We start from the raw sequence: 16,589 nt of genomic DNA, 5'->3' as shown, positions 1-16,589 counted from the left end.
CTTTCACCATCTAGATAGTTGCCATGCCTGGCACACCAATAAAAAGAGCTGGCAAATGCCAGCTCTTTTAAAGTTGTTTAAAAAATTGGTGTAGAAATGCAGGCATGATGTCCAGGATCCGTTCGTCCGGATTGAGCTTGGCATGATGCAAACCATGGGAAGAATCGACTCCCGCCCAGAACATCAACCCTGGAATCTCAGCGGTGAAGTAACCGAAGTCTTCCCCGGTCATCGCCGCTTCGCTGCGAATAGCCTGGATGCCTTCAGCAGAACCGGCAAAGCCGAGAAATTTTTCGGCCAGTTGGTCGTCATTATTGACTTCCAGATAACTGGAGCCGTAATCGATGGAGAGGCGACATTCGTACCCTTCTTCAATGGAACGGCATATCGCTTCGATCCGCTGTTTCATCTTCTGCATTGAGTCATTATTTAACGTACGGATTGTACCTTCCAATCGTGCATGTTCGGCGATGATGTTTTGAACAGTTCCCGCGCTCAGTTTGCCGACAGTCAACACGGCACTGTCCATCGGATTGACGTTGCGGCTGACAATTGTTTGAAGCTGCAGCAGCAATGCAGCCGCAGCCACAGCCATATCCTGCGTCAGATGCGGATAGGCTGCGTGGCCTCCTTTGCCGTGCAAATCGATGAACAATTCGGATGTGTTGGCAAACAGCAAGCCAGGTCTTGTTCCCACGGTGCCAACCGGCAAATCCGGTGCAATATGCAATGCGTAAATTTCATCAGGCAAAAAGTCCGTTCGTTCCTGCTTCAGCCATTCCAGCAGTGGCAGAGCGCCTCCCGGACCTTCTTCCGCCGGTTGAAACAGTATGACCGCATCTTCGTCAATCGGGTCATTCACCAGCTTGTCCAGGAAGCCGATGGCGATGGCCATGTGAATGTCGTGACCACATGCATGCATATAGCCCGGATGCTCTGACTGGAAGTCAAAACCCGTTTCTTCTGTGATCGGCAAACCATCGATATCCGTCCGCCAGCCAATTGTCCTGCCGGGATTCAAGCCTTTGACTTTTACAGCGATGCCGGTTCTCCAACGGACAATTTCCAATCGCTCTTGAGGGAAAGCATCCAACAGGTTTATTAAATACGCCTGTGTTTTTGTCTCCTGAAAACCGATTTCCGGTATTTTATGTAAATCTCTTCTGATTTCCACTAAATCCATCATGATTTCTTCCTGTTACAGCTGTCTGAGTTCGTGTTTCAGCTCGGTTTTTGAACGTGTTTTTTCATCCATCAATTTCAATACACGGGCAGGTGTTCCGCCCACGACGGCGTTTTCAGGAACATCTTCGATCACCACTGCACCTGCTGCAACAACCGCTCCTTTGCCGATGCGTACACCTTCCAATACCACAGCGTTCGCTCCGATCATTACATCGTCTTCTACGATAACCGGTGTAGCGGAAGCTGGTTCGATGACACCCGCAAGTACTGTACCTGCTCCAATGTGGCAGTTTTTCCCGACAGTGGCACGGCCGCCAAGAATGGCTCCCATATCAATCATCGTACCATCGCCGATAACTGAGCCGATATTGATGACAGCGCCCATCATGATGATGCAATTGTTGCCGATTTCCACGTTTTCACGAATGAAAGCACCTGGTTCGATGCGGCTGTTGATATTTTTAAGATCCAACATCGGAATAGCTGAGTTTCTGCGGTCATTTTCCACCACGTAATCTTCAATACTTGCCTGGTTTTCTTCCAGAACTTTTTGGATTTGTGCCCATTCTCCGAATACAGTCGCCTGGTCGCCTTCACCGAATACTTTTGAATCAGCCCCGAAGTCCAAAGAAGCGACGTTCTGGCCTTTTATGTACAATTTTACCGGTGTGGATTTTGTTGCATTCTGTATGTACGAGATAATTTCTGTTGCGTCCATCTGTTTCATTTTAAAACCTCTTTCTATGTGTGATGTTGTCATTATAGCTGATTCCAGTGATAAATTCACTACTTCAGCTTAATAAAGCGGCATGTTTTTTGACTATATCGACAAAGGCCTCAACTTGCCTTAGCTGAAAAGAGGAATCATATCCGATCAGCCAAGTGTCTCGTGTCAATTCCAATTCTTCAGCCGGATTGGTCAACGGCATCATATGAACGTCTTCCGTCCCCGTCAATGTAATGGAAGGTAAAATCGCGTAACCGATTCCATTGACGGCCATTTGTTTGCAGGTTTCAATCTGATCTACCGTGATTTGACGTTTCGGACTGGATTGAAAATGTTTTTGCCACCATTGTTGAATTTCTTCAAAATAATTGGAGTCACTTTTAAATTGGATGAATGGGCGCTCTGTCTGTATGACTTCATCCATCGACTCAATTTCTTTATCGACGAGATACAAAGTATCCCGGAACAAATGGATTTTTGTGCCTTTCCATTCCGTATGGCCGCGGACTATTCCGACATGCGCTTCCCCTTCGTATAAAGCGCGGACAATTTCCGAGCTCCAACCGGTGATTAACTGGATTTTCGCTTCCGGATAAAGCGTCACGAAATCCTTCAGCACTTTTGGAAGCCAATTTTGGCCGATGATTGTAGCACAGGCAATTTTCAATGTCCCATGGACTTTTGAAGTCATGGTATGCAAAAGTTCGTAGACTTCCTCTTTGCGCTGAATGACTTCTTTTGAATAACTGATGACCAACTCCCCTGCCGGTGTCGGTGTCAGGCCTTTTTGGGAACGAAGGAATAATTGTTCTCCCCAGTCTTTTTCAATCGATTGCAGACGCTGGGAAAGAGCTGGCTGGGACAGAAAAAGACGTTCTGCCGCTTTTCGCATATTGCCTTCTTCAGCCAAGACTTTGATGATGGTTTCTTCAGTTGACATGGCTTCTCCCCCTTTTTTTTCTGGGCAATCCAAAAATTAACAGGAAACTGATTGCAGCACACAAAGCGGTCACAGCGTAAACATTCTGCAATGCCATGGACAATCCGGTCTGCAGAAAACGAACTGTTTCAGACGGGATGGATGTGCGGCTTTCCGAAGTTAATAAATCATTCACTGAGTTCAGCGTAAAATCACGGCTGTGCCGATCATAATAACTCAGCAGTGTGGAATTCAAGATACTGCCTAACAGAGCCACTCCGATTGTGCTGCCGAGATTTCGCATAAACACATTAGAGGCGGTAGCAGAACCCCTTTGCTCATACGTCACAGCTGCTTGGATCGACACGATGAAAGCAGTGCTTGTCAATCCCATACCAACCCCCACAAAGAAACTGGACATGGCCGCCCATAAAGGTCCATACTCAGGATTCATGAAGACAAACAACAACGTGCCGACGATCAAAAAAGCCCCGCCGGCAAGCGACGTTCTGAAATAGCCGATTTTTATGAGCAGACGGCCAGAGAAAAAGGAGGCAATCGGCCAGCCAATGGACATGGCGGTCAAAGTAAAGCCTGCAATTGCGGCTGGTTGTTCCATGACGCCACTGACATAGGCAGGTAAGTAACTCGACACTCCTATGAGAATAATGCCGGTGGCCAAAGATACCAGATTGGCATACAAAATGGCCCGGTTGTTCCATATTTCAAAAGGCATCATCGGATTTTCCGCTTTTTTTTCGGTTATGACGAACAACAGAAAAACGATGACGGCAGCAGCTGCCAATACCACAGACTGCCAGCTTGCCCAGTCAAAACCCACGCCGCCTTCCACCAATAAGTACAATAAGCTCGACAAAGAAACGGTGAGCAGCAGAGCCCCCATGTAATCAATGGAAGGATTTTTCTTTTTAGCAGGTTCCACCAGGAAAATCATCACACCTGCCAAAGCTAAAATACCAAGCGGAATATTGACCCAGAAAACGAACTCCCATCCGACGGTGCTGACCAGCACCCCGCCTATGGCTGGTCCAGTCACTGCTGAAATCCCCCATACGCTCGATAAATACCCCTGGATTTTGGCTCGCTCATCGGAAGTGTAGATATCCCCGACAATCGTAGTGGCGATGGGCAGCACCGCCCCGGCCCCCATCCCTTGAATAAAGCGGAAAAAAATAAGCTGGTCCATGGAAGCTGCCAACCCGCACAGCAAAGATCCCGCCAAAAAAAGAAGAATTCCCGTAGCAAAAATCGGTTTACGTCCAAAAATATCAGACAGCTTTCCGTACAGCAAAACCGTCACCGTGCTCATCAGCAAGTATGCAGAAAAAACCCAACTGTACTTAGAGAACCCTCCTAAATCAGCGGCAATGCTCGGCATAGCGGTAGAGACGATCGTCGCTTCCACCGCTCCGATGAACATCGCCAGCATGACTGAAGCCAATACCAAGGGACGATTTGTTTTTTTCATCTAGTGACCCACTTCCCATCGACAGAAAAAAGACCTCTTGTCGAGGCCCTTCATTCGGCTTTACTGATTATTTTTGTCCTGATAAATTTTCTTCTTCAATTGCTTTAAGATAACTCTTCTCGTCAAAATGCCCATGAACAGCCCATCATCATCCACTACGCATAAAAAATTCTGATTGATCAATAAATCCAATGCTTTTTGGAAACGTTCATCGACTTTTATCAAAGGAAAATCAGTCTGCATAATTTCTTCAACCCGTATGTCAGGCAAGCGCTCATATTCGATATGTTCCATCCCCAAGATGGAATCTGTAATAATCTGTGTATTGATCAGGCCTCGAAACCGGTATTTCCGATCCAGTACCGGAATTGCAGAATAACCTGTTTTCGTCAGTACAAGCAAAGCATGTTCAGCACTGTTCCCGACTTGTACATGAGCGACTTTCTCGGAAGAAATGATGAAATCTTCAATATATGTGTCAAGAAAGTCTCGGTTAGGTAAAGAAATCATATACTCTACTCCTTTTGCATCCAAGAAAAGGATGCTATTCTTTCCGTCTCCATCATATCATATTCCATTTCCTGAAACTATTAAGCGCATACATTTTCCTAAAATGGATATTTATTGAGCCACTGTCCACCGTCAAGCGTCACGATTTCCCCGTTCATATAAGAGGCTTTTTCGGACATGATGAAAGCAGCCAGTTCTGCGACTTCCTCCGGTTTTCCGAATCGTCCGAGAGGGATCGACTCCAATGTCCGCTTGGCTACTTTTTCAGAATCCCATAGCCGGTCTGCGCCGCCGGTCCGCTCAATCGGTCCCGGTGCGATGCCATTGACACGGATGCCGAATTGAGTTCCCCACTCGACAGCCAATGTTCGCGTCAAAGACATGACCCCTGCTTTCGCTGCGGCAGAGTGGGCGACTCCGGCTCCTGCGTTCCAGGCATAGGTGGCCAACATATTGATGATACTGCCTTTCACACCGTTGTCAATCCAGTAATTCCCCACAGCATGAGAGCAAAAGAACGTCCCATTCAAAACAATATCTATAACTGATCTCCAGCCATTCGGCGATAACTTCTCTGCATGGACAACGAAATTACCTGCCGCATTATTGACAAGTCCATCAATGCCTCCAAACGTTTCGTGTGTGAACCTCACCATTGCTTTAGCGTGCTCCGGTTCCCTTACATCCATTTGGAACACTTCCACCGTTCCCCGGTCTCCTGAAATCTTAGTGACTGCCTCGTTCAGCTTTTCCATATCACGGCCTGTAATCACTACATTCGCCCCTTCAGAAGCGAATTTTTTGGCCATATGTAACCCCATTCCGCTTGATCCACCTGTCACGATAATCGTTTTATCTGTAAACATAGGAATACCCCTTTCCTGTCGATGTAGTGTAATCTTTCCACTCGGCTTCTTTGGTTTATCCTGTGCCTTCATCGGTATACAGCCGGTCTGAATTTTGATATGATACAGAGGTACCAGCTTACCAACTTTATGAAGAAAGGAATGAGCCCATGCCAAACAAACGTTCAGATTCTGATATAGCTCAGGCAATATTCACCGTGAACCGACACGCCAAGACCGCCCCTGACAATCAGTATTTATATGCGTTAAAAAAAGAATCGCTTTTGTCCATGATTCTCCAGAACCGTGCCCAGAAAATCGGATTACACTTCAGTAAAAACCCCCGGAAAAGTCAACAGCAATCTTCAGTCCTCGTAAAATGTGGCGATTATTATTTTCATATGCTGCCTAAAAAAGAAGATTTTGAAAGGCTTGACCACTTGGGTCACTTGGATGAGACATACCGTAATCCGCCAAGCCGTATGAACCTGAAAGTGGCAAAAGAGATTTTGCGGGATTTCACCGGCTTGGAGCCAGCCAAAAAAGAACCGGCGGCTTCACAGTTCAGCAAGTCTTATAAACCCCGTCAAATGGACCGGTTTTATTCGCCCAAAAAATCCTATTTCGATTAAGTGTACAAATGAATGTAGCAAAAGCCGGAGCCTTAGAAAGGTCTCCGGTTTTTTTGCCTTCTGCCACGGGCTGCCGATCAATTGAAATAGTCAATCAGCGCCTGGGTTCCTTTTTCTCCGTAGCCTTTATCGGCCAGTTCTTCATACATACTGAGTGACAATTTCAAACCTGGCAGCTTCAATCCCCATGCCTCAGCTTCTTCAGCAGCTATTTTCATATCCTTGATAAAATGTTTGATATAAAATCCAGGCTTAAAATCTTCAGCGATCATTCTGGGTGCCAGGTTGGACAGTGACCATGACCCAGCAGCTCCCGTCGAAATAGAGCGCAGGACATTTTCAGGATCAAGGCCAGCTTTTTTTGCATATATCAAAGATTCGCATACCCCGATCATATTGGAGGCAATATTAATCTGATTGCACATTTTTGTGTGCTGACCCGCTCCGGCCGCTCCCTGATAGATAATAGTCTCACCAAACAAATCCAACAACGGCGATAATTGTTTGAAAATTTGTTTATCACCACCCACCATAATGGAAAGCACACCGTTCTTTGCGCCGATATCTCCGCCTGACACCGGCGCATCCAAGGCGTACACGCCCTTCTCTGCTGCTGTGTTGTAGATGCGTTGAGCCAAGCTGGGTTTGGAAGTCGTCATATCGACGAGGATAGTGCCGGCACTTACTGACTCCAACAGGCCGTTATCTCCAAAATACACTTCTTCCACGTCTGCTGGGTAACCCACCATTGTAAAAATCACTTCCCCTTTTTCAGCTACCTGCTTCGGAGAATCCAACAACACTGCTCCTGCTTCCACAAGGCTCTCTGCCTTTTTTGCTGTCCGTGTGAACAAAAAAACCTCATGTTTTTCTTCCAGCAGATGGTTTACCAAGCTCTTTCCCATAACGCCCGTGCCGATAAAACCGATTTTCATATGTATGCCCTCCTTTTACTTATTTTCAGTTTAACAAAAATCGTCAGAAAATTCACTGCAAAAAAAAGGCAAAAAAAGAAGCCGATCCGTAAACGGACCGACCACAAAAGGGGGAAATGAGAATGTTGCTGTGTTCAAATATACTATGCCCTCCTTAACACACCTTTAAACATGTTCTTTTAAATTTTTTTATTTTTTCTTTTGAAGTTTTTCTTTCTTTATTTCAGCTCTTCTTCCGAATAAGTGTATACGGTCTTTCCGTGATGAAAAGCAGCGCCGGAGAAATGTTTGAAATCTTTACGTGCCACCAATATTTCACGGAATTTCAAAAAATCTTCTTTTTCTATAGTAAGGGAAGAAATTTCCCCGGTTTTCAATTGGTCCAGTAATTCATTGTAATCAGTCATAGAATTGCCTCCTTTTACTTCGGTCTGCTTCAGCCCTTCTGATATAATATGTAACGGATACCATACCAGAATGGTGTGAATGATCATACAGCATAACGTTCGGCGATACGAATATTATACAGGAACCAGGAAATTTGAACATCTTTGAATTTTCCATTGTTCCGCGTAATCACGTTTTAGATTTTTAGGAGGCTCGCTTTATGGCACGTTTTTTTTCTGACTACAATTTATTCATTTTACTGCCTGTTGCTTTTGGGCTGTATTACCTGGCATTCCAGGACACTTCGGTTTTTTGGTATATGTACAGTTTCGCTCTTCTCGTTTTGATTTCATTCGCCATAGTATATGGCATGATCTTTGATGAGATGGTGACGTGGAAATCTTTGATTTACGGGATTGGTTATGGAACTGTAATCTACGCAATTGTAGCAGCAGGATTTCAATTGCTTCAGCTTTTCCCTGTCAATATTGAACAATCTGTCGAGTCGTTTCTTTCTGCTTTTGCGCCGACTTCCATTTGGCATTATTTACTTTTAATGTTTATCATTGTGCCAGGCGAGGAATTCTTTTGGAGAGGGTTTGTACAACAGAAGTTAAAGCAGTACCTGCCGACTTCTTTTGCCATCCTGGTGGCATCGGTATTATTCGGACTGGCATTGGCACTGGGGGGATTTTGGCCCGGTATGTTGGCTGCCATTGTTGCCGGCGCAATATTGGGCATTTTATATGAATGGAAAAAAAGTATGCCAGCCATCATTGTCACCCATTTGGTCATGATTGTTCTATTGTTCCTTATTCTCCCTCTACCTGTATAAAGTGAAACATGTCATACTGTTAATGCGTCAAATGCAGTAAAAGGAGGAATTATTATGAAAAAGAATTTATTGTTTGCGGCATCATTACTGGCAGTGAGTGGCTTTATGGCAGCGTGTGGAACATCCGACACTGCGGAAGAACCGACAGAAACGACGGATACTTCCGAAGAAACAGCAGACACTGCCCCTGAAGATACCGTAGAAGAAGCTCTCGAAGAAGAAGTGGCTGAGGATGTTCCGGCTGAAGAAGCAGTGGAGGAAGAAACAGAAGACAGCGGATCAGGGACTGACGCCACCGAAGATAGCCCCGAAGAAGCTTCCGGCGATGTTTCAGAAGCTGTTGAAACAGAAGGAACGTTAACGCAAAGTGATGAACAGGCGTATGAACTGTACGTCCTTCCTGGATACGAATTGACATCGGAAGAACCAAACAAAGATTCTCTCTACGTGGCGGAAGACGATTCAGTGTTTATGCGCATTGAAACATTCACCACAGAGCAGCTGGACTTTGCCTCTGCTGAAGAAACGATGAAGCAAACCCTGAATGCGGTAAATCCGGATGCAGAAGCAGTAGAAGGACAGCCGTTGGAGAATTCCGCTGTTACAAATTCTTCTGTTTACGAAGTTGACAGTACAGAAGGAACGGTAACCGGAATTACTTTTGAAAAAGAAGACCTCATTGTGCGCCTGACCATTTTTGATAACGAAGAATTGAATGCTACAGAAGATTTCAAGAGAATGGGACAGACGATAGAACGAACCGAATAAACGAAAAAAAGCCAGCCCGCGGGCTGGCTTTTTACTTCTTTCAATAAGACAAATCCTTGATCGACAACCCCAGTTTCTTCATTAATTCGATGGCTTGTTCTTTTTCTTCTGAAGACAAGGCATTCGTCAGCTCATGCAATCGTCTTTCGTGTTCCGGGAAGATTTCAGCCATGAATTCTTTCCCTTTCTCGGAGATTTCAGCATATGTGACTCTGCGGTCAGTCGGGCAATTGACTCGTGTAATATAGCCGCGCTTCTCCAATTTATCAATTACATACGTAATCGAACCGCTGGCCAGCAGGATTTTCCCCCCTATTTTTTGCAGGGGCTGTTTCCCTTTGTGGTAGAGGAGCTCCAATACAGCAAATTCAGTTGGGTTGACACCATTCTCCTGAAAAAAATGATTGGTTTGCTCGGTGATCGCTTTTTGGGCACGGGACAATACAATAAACAGTTTCAAGGATTGCCGAATTTCTTCATTCATCTATTTCACTCTTTTCCATTGATTAACTTGTATTTTACTAATTATAGCCTCTTTTCCATAAGAAGGCACGGCTCAAGCGTTCAAGCCGGAGCTTATCCAATGATGACACGTTCTTTCGGATAATGGAACTTTGTCGGATCTGTTTTGCCGCCGATGGTGAAAAGGAAAGAAATCAGCCCCACACGGCCGATAAACATCAATCCCATGATAATCAGCTTGCCGACCGAAGATAACTCATCTGTTATGCCAAGCGACATACCGCATGTTCCAAAAGCAGAAGTGATTTCAAAAATGATTTCCACTGGAGTCGCAGTCTGTTCAGTGATGATCAACGTCATGGTCGCCCCAAGCACCATGAACATCGCCAAAATAATCACCGCAAAAGACCGGAAAACGTCCACCAACTGGACTTCACGCTTGAAGATTTGAATGTTATTTTTGCCTCGTGCGAAATTGATCAGAAACAGAATGGCGATGGCAAAAGTGGTCGTCCTGATTCCGCCTCCAGCCGAGCTCGGTGAAGCTCCAATAAACATCAAGGCACTCAGAAACACATCTGTCGCTTCACTGAATGCCGTAATGTCAATGGTGGTAAGTCCACCCGAACGGGAAGATACCGAATGGAACATCGCAGCAAAAAACGTCTCATGCCAGGATTGCCCTTTAAAGGCATTGAAAGATTCAAGAAGCAAAATGCCCACCGTTCCAATCACCAATAGAATACCGAACGTACTCGTAGTGATTTTTGTAAACAAGGAAAAACGGAAGTTTTTATTTTTATTGGACAGGAACTCACCCAATTCGATCAGTACGGGAAAGCCGATTGCTCCCAGGATAATCAGAATCATGTTCAGGATCTGCACAAAATAATCATTGTAAAATGGAATCAGTGACTGCCCGGTGATGTCGAACCCACCGTTCGTTGTAGCAGTAACGGAAGCAAAGACCCCTTGCAGAAGGGCTTCTGAAAAACTGTCAAAAAACTGGGTGAAGTACAAGGTGAAAACCAGGGCGCCGACTGCTTCGATCAACAATAGAATTTTGATGATTTCCCTGATCAGTTTTACAACTCCGGCCATGCTTGATTGGTTATGGTCCACCATGATCAACTGGCGTTCCCGCAGGCCGATATGCTTGCCGAGCAACAGCCAGAAAAAGGTCCCGATCGACATGATTCCAATGCCGCCTAATTGTAAGATGAACATAATAATGATAATGCCGAACACCGAATAGGTCTCGGCAATATTCACAACCGTCAGGCCTGTAACGCTGACGGCGCTGACAGCGGTGAAAAGGCTATCGATGACCGAAACGTTGATTCCTTCCTGATGAACACCCGGCAGGCGAAGCAATATAAAGGAAAAAGCGATCGCCACGAAATAATAGGAAACGATGGCCTGTGCAGGTGTTAAATTTCGAATTCTCTGGAACGATTTATTCATGGGTCCGATTTCCTTTCAGGCATTTATTCTCTCCTTATTCTAGGGAAAGACTCCTGAAAAAGAAAGCAAAAATAAAAAAACCCTGTGCCACAGCTTCGCATCCACTGACAGACAACTGTCTGCCGGTGGATGCGAAGGTCTGTGCAAAGGATCTCTTTTACAAAGCTTTTTCCTGTTTGTTCTTCCGAACCCCCACCAATGCGCCAACTGCTACAATACTGACCAGCACAATCCAGAACGTAATCGTCCATGGAGTCGAATGTGGTGTGTCATGTGGCAGAATGCCGAGTTTTTCATGGGATAAAGTCAAGACGAGTAATTTTACGCCTACCCATCCGACTACTACGAACGCAGCGGTTTCAAGCTGTGGATACTTTTCAAGCAGCCGGACAAATTTGTGCGCTGCGAAACGCATGATAATGACACCGATTAAACCACCTGCCAGCATGACGGTAAATTGTCCGCCGTTTATACCGCCTACATCAAAATTGCCAAGATGGGGCAGAGTCACCGCCAAAGCGACTGCCGCCAGCATGGAATCGATGGCAAAGGCAATATCCGCCAATTCCACTTTCAGAACGGTCATCCAGAAACCTGAACCTTTTGCAGCTTCCGGTTCGATGGAATGTTCCTGTCCTCTTCGCTGATCGTAAATATGTTTGGCTGAGATAAACAGCAAATATGCCGCCCCTAAAGCCTGTATCTGCCAAATGTTTACCAACAGGGTGATCATGAAAAGTGCTGCAAAGCGGAAGATAAACGCTCCGAACAAACCATAGAACAATGCTTTCTTTTGCTGGGCTTTCGGCAAGTGCTTCACCATCACTGCCATTACCACTGCGTTGTCAGCAGCCAGCAGTCCTTCAAGCCCGATCAGCACCAACAAGACCCATGCATACTCCAATAAAACCGCTTCCACTTTTTTCTCCTCCTCGTTTGTGCCCAGCAAAAAGACCTCTGCCTTGTAAAAAGGCAAAGGTCTCGCTAAGCAAATTAAACTGCTATCATAGCCGATGGTGTTCTACCATGTATTGACGACTATGAAATAGGTTCCCCTATAGCTACTCCCCTTCGACTGAACGTCAAAAGCGACTCTGTTGTAATCTGATTATAGCACCGTTTACGGCGTTGTAAAGCGGTTAGTGGATGGGTACGTGATAATTTTTATCAGCTTTATGCCGTTGATAAAAAGACACCATCGAAGGCATTGTTTCAAGAAAATCAGCACATTCAATGCCACTTCCCTGCAATAGCCTTTCGGCATTCGCTGTATCGAAAGCGGCTTGCCAGACCAAGTAATCCATCGTTTCAGCCTCTACGCCAAGCAGTCTCCGGACGGTCGGTAACTTTAAAGAAACCGCAGCCAGATTGAGAGGCAACCGGCTCTTCGGAAACTTTCCAGTCATATGATACACCATCGACCGATAAACTTCTTCCACCGGATGAGGGCGGGGATCCGTCAAATGCACCGTTTCTCCTGCTGCTTGTCCCAATTTGCTCAAATACAACGAAGCTTCCAGTACATAGTCAACCGGGACCACATTAATAGAAGATGTGGAACGGCCAATGTATGGAATCACAGGCAATATCTTCATTCGATCAATCATATTCAGAAAAAAATAAGGTCCATCAAATTTTATTGTTTCCCCTGTCTTCGAGTGCCCGCGCACAATACCTGGACGAATGATGGTGACAGGCAGGCGTCGCTTCAGTTCTTCAACCAGCACTTCCGCTTCGTATTTGGTTTCTTCATAAAAGTTCTTAAACTTCTCGGGACGCTTTAATTCGGTTTCATACAGCACACCTTCCCTGTTTCCAGCCACGTATGCCGTACTGAAATACATATAGCGTGTAACGGATGGCAATTTAAGCAGAAACTCGTTAACATTTCCTGTCCCTTCTATATTAACTCTTCTGGCCACTTGTTGTGGGACTGCCAAATCATAAATAGCCGCCAGATGCCAAAACTCGATGCTTTTGGTTCTCAAATATGCCAGGTCTTCATTGCTTAACCCAAGGTTGCTCTGTGTAATATCCCCTGTCAGTAACCTGATGGGGCGGCAATTCGTTTTGGCTTCGATCCGTGCCACTTCCTGCTCCGCTTTTGTTTGTTCAGAAGGCAGATGGATCACTGAAATCCCAGCACCTTCCTGAGCCTTCCTTTGAACCAGCTGACTGGCGATAAATCCTGGAAACCCCGTAAACACCACTTCTGTCATACTCTTCCCCTCCCTTTTTACATTATACTAAATTTTCCATCAATAAAGAAAAAAGTAAACCCGAAGGCTTACTTTTTGTTCATCATTCTTGTTTCCGGATCGATCAGACTGTAGACAACCGGGACTACATATAAAGTCAGGAAAGTGGAACTGATCAGGCCGCCAATAACGGCAATTCCCATCGGCTGGTTGATTTCTGTACCTTCTCCGATACCGATCGCCAAAGGTGCCAGTCCCAGAATGGTTGTCAAAGCTGTCATCAAAATGGGGCGCATACGGTCACGCACCGATGTAATGATGGCATCGAAGGATTGCAGGCCAGCCATTTTGCGCTGATTGATGTAATCCACCAGCACAATGCCGTTGTTGACCACAATCCCGACAAGGACCAGTATCCCGATGATGGCTGTAATGCTGATGGGTGTCTGTGTGATGTAGAGGGCGATCGAAACGCCGATGGCCATCAGTGGCACAGTAAACATGATCACCAATGGATACTTGTACGATTCGAATTGAGCGGCCATGACAATGTAGACAAGTACTACCGCCAAGGCAAGAGCCAGCAGCATGTCATCAATGGCATCGTCGAACAATTCGCGGTCTCCGCTGAACGAAATCATCGTCTTGCTGTCCAGATTCAGTTCTTCAAGCGCCTGGTCCACTTCATCCGACATTTCACCAAGTGATACATTTGACCGGTGCTGCAGCGTAAAAGATACACTTCCCGCCTGGTCCACACGCTGAATATTCACCGGTCCCTGTGCAATTTCAATATCGGCTACACTTTGAAGTTCAACAAAACTGCCGGAAGGTGTGCGCAATTTCAAGGTTCGCAGTTTGTCGACGCTGTTTCTGTATTGTTCCTCGAACTCCACATAGACGCTCAGTACATCTTCCGTTTCCGTCAATACTTGAGTGGCCAAAACCCCTCTGGTGATATTATTGACAGTCTGGGCAATCTGTGCCGGAGCAAGCCCCTGTTCGGTTGCCGCTTCCCGGTCGACCGTAATTTGGATTTCGTCAATGGTTTCGTCACGGTCATTCGTCAATTCTGCCACATCGGGCAAACCGCTCAATGCATCGGTAATTTTGGTGACAGCGTCATCCAGTCTCGCGCTGTCGGTATCCGTCACTGTAAACGACAAGGTGTTCGGTGTGGACCCGGCCGCTGTCTGCAGGTTGAAAGCGACTTCCGCTTCATCGCCGACTTTTTCCAGCACCCGCGGCTGAACCTCATCCACGAATTCAAAGACGGACCGTTCCCGTTCTTCGAATGGACTGAGTTTCACATAAATTTCCGCAATGTTCGTTGCCAGAGAACCTTGCTGTGTGGCACCGACCAAGCTGACGTAGACATCCACGTCTTCTTCCATTTTCAATTCTTCTTCAATCATTGTGACCACTTCGTCCGTAGCACTGCGGGAAGAACCGTTTTCCAATTCCACGGAGACACTGACAAAGCCTTCATCGGTCGCAGGAAGAAATTCCGTCCCTACCTGAAAAACACCGTATGTGCCGATTCCGAGGAACAACAGGGTCACACCTAATACAGCCAGCCGATGGCGAAGCGCCCATTTGACAGAGCGCTCAAACCGCCCGATGGCCTTGGAACGCTTTTGCCTCTCTTCATGGTTGACTTTCGGTTTCTTCAGCATGCGGGAAGCCAGCATTGGAATCACTGTCAACGCCACTGCCAGGGACGCAAATAAGCTGAAGGAAATCGTCAGGGCGAACTCGAAGAAAATTTCTCCGATCAATCCTGTAATGAAAATAACCGGCACAAAAACGGCAACAGTCGTTAACGTTGAAGCCGTAATGGCACCTGCGACTTCCCGTGCGCCGTCAGAAGCTGCTTTTTTTGAATCTTTTCCCATGGATAAGTGGCGTTCGATGTTTTCGATGACTACAATCGCATTATCGACCAGCATTCCGATACCGAGAGCCAAAGCACCGAGCGTCATGATGTTCAATGCGAAATCCGCAAAAAACATCAGCACAAACGTGACGATAACTGAATAAGGGATGGCAATGCCGATGATAATCGGGCTTTTGATGCCCCGCAGGAAAGCAAACAAAACCAGCATGGCAAAAATGCCCCCGAAGATGAGCGTCTGTCCGATATTGCCGACAGCAAGCTGGACATATTGGCCCTGGTCGAACAAGACATCGGCTTCCACATCGGCAAACCTTTCTTCAGCCAGTAATTCATCGAGCTTGTTCTGAAACGCTGTCGAAACGTCCGCCGTATTGGCACCGGATTCCTGCAAGGCAGAAAGCAGCACAGCCGGTTCCTGATTGGCTCTTGTTTCGCTGCTTCGTTCCCGCTCCCCTAATGTGACTTCGGCGACATCTTCAATCGTGACATGATCTCCGTCCAAAGGATCAATCGTGACGATCAAATCCCTGACTTCCTCCACACTGGTCAACGTGCTGAGAATGCGCGTTGTTAAATTCCGGCCATCTTCCGTTTCAATCGGTTCCCCGGGCAGAGACAGGTTATTGGCCTGAATCATCTGAACAATATCAGCCTGCTGCAACCCCCGGTTTTCCAGCTCCTGCTGGTCCAGGGCGATGGTAATTTCCTCTATCAACGTCCCTGAGATACTGACATCCGCCACCCCTTCTGTCTGAAGAAGTTCCGTTTCCAATTCCTCCGCCAAAATGCGGACATCGGTGTCGGACGCTGTGGCACGCAAGGATAATTGCATGATTGGGAATTGGGCAGGATCGAACTTTAAAAACCGCGGTTCATTGGAATCATCCGGTAAAAAAGTTTGATCGATCCGCTGGAGAATATCGGATTGAACGTCGTTGATATCAGTCGACCAATTGAATTCCAACAGGATAAAGTTGGAACCTTCCTGTGAAGAGGATTGGATCGATTCAATTCCAGGCAAAGTCGATAAATTGGCTTCAAGCGGCTTTGTCACTTTCTCGCTGACTTCTGTCGGGCTGGCACCCGGATAATTGGTGACCACCACTCCGATTGGCGGATTAAGCTCAGGTATCAGCGTAATGGGAATCCGAAGAAAAGAAACGACTCCCAAGATTATAATCAAAAACATAATGACGGTTGTAAAAACAGGCCGCTTGATTGAAAAATCACTTATCTTCATTGGTTCCAAACCCTCTCTGTATTTCGTCCTTTAATCATAAGAAAAAAACGAAGGGACCGCAAATTTGGCTCAACAAAAAAACCTGCCGTTAAGCAG

At 46.2% G+C, this 16,589-nt stretch carries 16 protein-coding genes; 3 read left to right on the top strand and 13 right to left on the bottom strand.

Annotation, left to right across the window (positions count from 1 at the left end; translation table 11 throughout):
- Positions 1-67: 67 nt before the first annotated feature.
- The 6 genes from EEX84_RS14395 to fadH form a co-directional block, all read right to left on the bottom strand.
- Entirely contained in the window at positions 68-1,183 is a 1,116-nt protein-coding gene (locus tag EEX84_RS14395; RefSeq protein ID WP_123166344.1) for an N-acetyldiaminopimelate deacetylase, read from the bottom strand.
- Positions 1,184-1,198: 15 nt separating this feature from the next.
- Positions 1,199-1,912, bottom strand: coding sequence for a 2,3,4,5-tetrahydropyridine-2,6-dicarboxylate N-acetyltransferase (dapD, locus tag EEX84_RS14390; protein WP_123166343.1), 714 nt, complete (start codon positions 1,910-1,912; stop codon positions 1,199-1,201).
- Between the two features lie 64 nt (positions 1,913-1,976).
- Positions 1,977-2,852 (bottom strand): LysR family transcriptional regulator, encoded by an 876-nt coding sequence (locus tag EEX84_RS14385; protein WP_123166342.1) that lies wholly within the window; start codon positions 2,850-2,852, stop codon positions 1,977-1,979.
- Positions 2,842-4,320 carry an MDR family MFS transporter gene (locus tag EEX84_RS14380; protein WP_123166341.1) on the bottom strand — a complete coding sequence of 493 codons (1,479 nt, stop codon included), beginning with the start codon at positions 4,318-4,320 and terminating at the stop codon, positions 2,842-2,844. Before EEX84_RS14380 ends, EEX84_RS14385 begins: the two co-directional genes overlap by 11 nt.
- Before the next feature lie 60 nt (positions 4,321-4,380).
- Positions 4,381-4,830: a cyclic-di-AMP-binding protein CbpB gene (gene cbpB / locus EEX84_RS14375; protein WP_123166340.1), complete on the bottom strand. Its 450-nt coding sequence runs from the start codon at positions 4,828-4,830 to the stop codon at positions 4,381-4,383.
- Between the two features lie 98 nt (positions 4,831-4,928).
- Complete coding sequence (gene fadH / locus EEX84_RS14370) at positions 4,929-5,696, bottom strand: 2,4-dienoyl-CoA reductase (protein WP_123166339.1); 768 nt, start codon at positions 5,694-5,696, stop codon at positions 4,929-4,931.
- Between the two features lie 149 nt (positions 5,697-5,845).
- Here fadH and EEX84_RS14365 point away from each other — a divergent pair, with 149 nt between their 5' ends.
- Positions 5,846-6,307 carry a YkyB family protein gene (locus tag EEX84_RS14365; RefSeq protein WP_123166338.1) on the top strand — a complete coding sequence of 154 codons (462 nt, stop codon included), beginning with the start codon at positions 5,846-5,848 and terminating at the stop codon, positions 6,305-6,307.
- A gap of 77 nt (positions 6,308-6,384) precedes the next feature.
- Here EEX84_RS14365 and EEX84_RS14360 read toward each other — a convergent pair whose 3' ends face one another.
- A complete protein-coding gene (locus EEX84_RS14360; protein WP_123166337.1) occupies positions 6,385-7,242 on the bottom strand; it encodes an NAD(P)-dependent oxidoreductase in 858 nt (285 codons plus the stop codon).
- 218 nt (positions 7,243-7,460) lie between these two features.
- Positions 7,461-7,649 carry a hypothetical protein gene (locus EEX84_RS14355; protein WP_123166336.1) on the bottom strand — a complete coding sequence of 63 codons (189 nt, stop codon included), beginning with the start codon at positions 7,647-7,649 and terminating at the stop codon, positions 7,461-7,463.
- A 200-nt stretch (positions 7,650-7,849) separates the two neighbouring features.
- Between EEX84_RS14355 and EEX84_RS14350 the strand changes: the two genes are divergently transcribed.
- Both EEX84_RS14350 and EEX84_RS14345 read left to right on the top strand, forming a co-directional pair.
- Entirely contained in the window at positions 7,850-8,464 is a 615-nt protein-coding gene (locus EEX84_RS14350; protein ID WP_123166335.1) for a CPBP family intramembrane glutamic endopeptidase, read from the top strand.
- Positions 8,465-8,518: 54 nt separating this feature from the next.
- Positions 8,519-9,232 carry a hypothetical protein gene (locus EEX84_RS14345; protein ID WP_123166334.1) on the top strand — a complete coding sequence of 238 codons (714 nt, stop codon included), beginning with the start codon at positions 8,519-8,521 and terminating at the stop codon, positions 9,230-9,232.
- Between the two features lie 40 nt (positions 9,233-9,272).
- On the opposite strand, the gene EEX84_RS14340 is transcribed toward EEX84_RS14345, so the two are convergent.
- The 5 genes from EEX84_RS14340 to EEX84_RS14320 all read right to left on the bottom strand — a co-directional run bounded on the left by EEX84_RS14340 (position 9,273) and on the right by EEX84_RS14320 (position 16,493).
- On the bottom strand, positions 9,273-9,716 hold the full coding sequence (locus EEX84_RS14340; RefSeq protein WP_123166333.1) for a MarR family winged helix-turn-helix transcriptional regulator: 444 nt from the start codon (positions 9,714-9,716) through the stop codon (positions 9,273-9,275).
- Between the two features lie 92 nt (positions 9,717-9,808).
- Positions 9,809-11,158 carry a TrkH family potassium uptake protein gene (locus EEX84_RS14335; protein WP_123166332.1) on the bottom strand — a complete coding sequence of 450 codons (1,350 nt, stop codon included), beginning with the start codon at positions 11,156-11,158 and terminating at the stop codon, positions 9,809-9,811.
- A gap of 157 nt (positions 11,159-11,315) precedes the next feature.
- The gene (locus tag EEX84_RS14330; RefSeq protein WP_123166331.1) at positions 11,316-12,077 is read right to left on the bottom strand and encodes a TerC family protein; all 762 of its coding nucleotides are present in this window, start codon (positions 12,075-12,077) and stop codon (positions 11,316-11,318) included.
- A gap of 220 nt (positions 12,078-12,297) precedes the next feature.
- Positions 12,298-13,377, bottom strand: coding sequence for an SDR family oxidoreductase (locus EEX84_RS14325; protein ID WP_123166330.1), 1,080 nt, complete (start codon positions 13,375-13,377; stop codon positions 12,298-12,300).
- Positions 13,378-13,445: 68 nt separating this feature from the next.
- Positions 13,446-16,493 (bottom strand): efflux RND transporter permease subunit, encoded by a 3,048-nt coding sequence (locus tag EEX84_RS14320; RefSeq protein ID WP_123166329.1) that lies wholly within the window; start codon positions 16,491-16,493, stop codon positions 13,446-13,448.
- Positions 16,494-16,589 lie beyond the last annotated feature (96 nt).

Source organism: Planococcus salinus (assembly GCF_003719725.1).
Taxonomy (GTDB): domain Bacteria; phylum Bacillota; class Bacilli; order Bacillales_A; family Planococcaceae; genus Planococcus; species Planococcus salinus.
The sequence above is the reverse complement of the archived record's forward strand: the minus strand, read 5'-3'. Positions and strand labels throughout refer to the sequence as shown.